The 3,007-nt window shown below is 40.2% G+C and carries 3 protein-coding genes and 2 pseudogenes; all 5 read right to left on the reverse strand.

Translation table 11 applies throughout. The features are described 5' to 3' along the window. Positions 1 to 113, reverse strand: a pseudogene (locus WB217_RS06450) (ABC transporter permease); the annotation flags it as partial. Continuing rightward, positions 106 to 1,017 carry an ABC transporter ATP-binding protein gene (locus WB217_RS06455; protein ID WP_423991759.1) on the reverse strand — a complete coding sequence of 304 codons (912 nt, stop codon included), beginning with the start codon at positions 1,015 to 1,017 and terminating at the stop codon, positions 106 to 108. The pseudogene WB217_RS06450 and the gene WB217_RS06455, both read right to left, overlap by 8 nt. Positions 1,018 to 1,029: 12 nt before the next feature. Continuing rightward, complete coding sequence (locus tag WB217_RS06460; RefSeq protein ID WP_423991761.1) at positions 1,030 to 1,812, reverse strand: SGNH/GDSL hydrolase family protein; 783 nt, start codon at positions 1,810 to 1,812, stop codon at positions 1,030 to 1,032. Positions 1,813 to 2,074: 262 nt separating this feature from the next. Continuing rightward, positions 2,075 to 2,605, reverse strand: a complete 531-nt coding sequence (locus WB217_RS06465; protein ID WP_423991763.1) for a cell wall hydrolase — start codon at positions 2,603 to 2,605, stop codon at positions 2,075 to 2,077. 177 nt (positions 2,606 to 2,782) lie between these two features. Next, a pseudogene (locus WB217_RS06470) lies at positions 2,783 to 3,007 on the reverse strand (hypothetical protein); the annotation flags it as partial.

Here is a 3,007-nt window from a genome sequence, read left to right on the forward strand (position 1 = left end):
CTGTATTGGGAATAGGTGAACATAGCGACAAGGACAGCAATAATGGCCGCAACGACCAAAATTCTCTTCTTTCGCACTATTTTTAGCATTTCATTTCTAACGAGGTTAATCAATGGATTCACCTCCAGTCAGTTCAAGGAAGAGATCCTCTAAAGCAGGAAGCTTTCGATTCATTTCTTTTACCAAGATTCCATGATCAACAAGTTCCTTGTTCCATGTAGAGGCATTACTCTCACTGTACGGCGTAATTAATGTCCCATCCGGTCCATCCGTTACAGAGGTAAGTCCATCTAAAATTTCCTTCCCCTCTTTATGAGGCTCAACCCGCCAAATGACCCGTTCCTGGAGGGCAAGAAGAGAGTCTACGGTGTCCACTTTAATCACAGTACCTCTCGAAATTATCGCAACCCTGTCACACATCAGTTGAATCTCACTCAGCAGATGGCTTGAGACGAGAACGGTCAATCCTTCTTCCTCAGCAAGGAATCGAATAAAGCTGCGCATTTCCCTGATGCCCATTGGATCTAATCCGTTTGTCGGTTCATCAAGGATCAGCACTTTTGGTTTTCCAAGCAGTGCCTGGGCTATTCCAAGTCGCTGCCTCATCCCCAGGGAATAGGTTTTCACAGGATCATGAATCCTTTCCTCCAGCCTGACAAGCTTGACAACCTCATCGATATAAGAGGGCTCAACATTAGGGAGCATCCGGGCAAAGTGCTCGAGATTTTCCCAGCCCGTCAAATAGGAGTATAATTCAGGGTTCTCGACGATACATCCCATTTGAGTCATGGCTTTTGTAAAATCCTTCTCAACGTTGTAACCGCATATTTCTATCGAACCGGATGTTGGCCTGATCAATCCGACCAGCATCCTGATTGTCGTCGTTTTTCCGGCACCGTTTGGTCCAAGGAATCCGAAGACTTCCCCTCTTTTGAGTTCAAAATCAAGACCTTTAATGATTTCCTTTTTGCCAATCCTCTTTTTCAGCCCTTTTACCGAAAGCGTAATCTCACTCATTCTCCATCCCCCCTACCATGAAATCAATGATGCAACCCGTTCAGCAATCAGCCTGTAGCCTTCTGCGTTCGGATGGAATTTATCTGTATACAAGTAATCATTCACACTAATCTGAAACAAATCAAATGTCGGAACAAAGATGGTCTTCTGATCCATATCCAGAAGCTTGCTTGTCTCAAAGTTCCATTCTCTGACTATTTTTGTTGTGGCCTCAGCATCATTCAAGTCAATGAAAGGGTTATAAAGGCCAATCTGGAAGATAACTGCCTCCTTATTGATTGATCTCAGTTCCTTTAATACCGCCTCAAGGTTCTTAATATAGCCCTGTCTAAGCTGAGCAATCTTTTTGGCGTCAAGATTCATGAACGTTTGTCCGCTTTGAAAAAGATCATTGCCGCCAATCGTAATCAGTATGTAATCTGCATTTTTGATTTGCCTTTGAATCTCTGCCTGCTTCACTTGATTTAACAGCTGCGCGGAGCGATAACCTTTTACCCCGTAGTTATGGATCGTGATTTTTTCTTTAGATTTTTCCTCAAGCTCAGCCACTAAATAACCAATATACCCTTTTCCGCTCGCATCTCCTGTACCTCTAGTAAGCGAGTCACCCAATGCGACGACAACCTTCCCCGCTTTTGTTGACTCTTCCGCAACTGGTTCAACCTTCTTTATTACATCTGAAGTCTCACCCCTGCTGAAAAATTGGTTTTGAACCGTCCAACCAAGCCCTATAAGCATGATTAAAAAAGAAAAGGCTGATAAAATTAATGCCCATCGTACAGAATGCTTCCTCACCTAAACACTTCCTTTTTATATTAAAAAAGTTGGATTCATCTCAGTATCAAGATTTTTTGGGATCACATATGTAATGCTATTTTATATTAGTTGTGCTCTTATTAAAAATGATTTTACTGTCATTTCAAAATTCCAATGTGCTATTCGACAATCTGACCTTTTGATCCTGTATAAATCTGTTTTCAAACGGAGATTTTATATAGGAGCAGCTATGATTTTTTTACAAACAAAAAGCGCGCAGCATTTTTGCTGATCGCGCCTTTTAAATAGCAAATGAGTGATTGCCGATTTTTTTCACAACTTCACGGGAAAAGATCCAATCACTTGTCGCAGTCTCTGGGTTATAGAAGTAAAGCAGTTCTTCGTTTTTCCCCTGATCGACTAGGGCTTCTTCAACGGCCTTAACTGCTTCATCGCTTGCTGGTTCATTAATCGAACCATTTTGAACAGGTTCAAAAGCATTCTTTTGATAGATAACATCCTTGATTGTGTCTGGGAATTGTTTGTGCTCAACACGATTTAATACAACATCTGCAACGGCAACCTTACCTTCATACGGCTCGCCTTCTGCTTCTGCCTGGACAAGTCGTGCAAGCAGCTTCTTTTCTTCTTCGTTTATAAACCGATTATCAGTCGATGACGATACTTTCGTGTCGACCTCAACTTTTTTATGTGTCAATGTTTCAGCAGCCTTTTGATCTACTGTCGCAGCCTTAAAATGGTGTGTAGGAAACACGCTATATGACCCAATAATTAGTGATATTGTGACCGCAAAAAGAAATAGTTTATTCATTTACAAACCCCCTGTTAGTAGTTTTTTAGGATAAAAACAGGCCATTTACAAGGCTAACAGGTTTACTAGGTAACTTCATTAGTGAATCATTGGGAGAATTTCCAGACATGGAAAATGAATATTAGGACAATTAAATATTCTTTTAGTGATTTTTCACTTCCCATAGCAGCACTTTCTTCATATAAAAGTAATGCTTATATTCTTTAACGTATAAAGCTTAGCAGTAAAAATAAATAAATCCTCATAATTCCTTTCTACGTATTCATCAATAATCAAAATTCCTTTTCTAAATCGAGCTACTAATAGCTGGGTGTACTTTTCATCACAAGTAACCTGATTTACTCTCGTAAGTTCATTGGCTAATGATTGGAATTTAAAATCCTCAATCCACAGTTTTATTTG

This window comes from Mesobacillus sp., assembly GCF_049588175.1.
Taxonomy (GTDB): Bacteria; Bacillota; Bacilli; order Bacillales; family Cytobacillaceae; genus Mesobacillus.

Coding starts and splice junctions, on each gene's coding strand:
- WB217_RS06455 (WP_423991759.1), bottom strand. CDS start 1,017: ATGAGTGAGATTACGCTTTCGGTAAAAGGGCTGAAAAAGAGGATTGGC.
- WB217_RS06465 (WP_423991763.1), bottom strand. CDS start 2,605: ATGAATAAACTATTTCTTTTTGCGGTCACAATATCACTAATTATTGGG.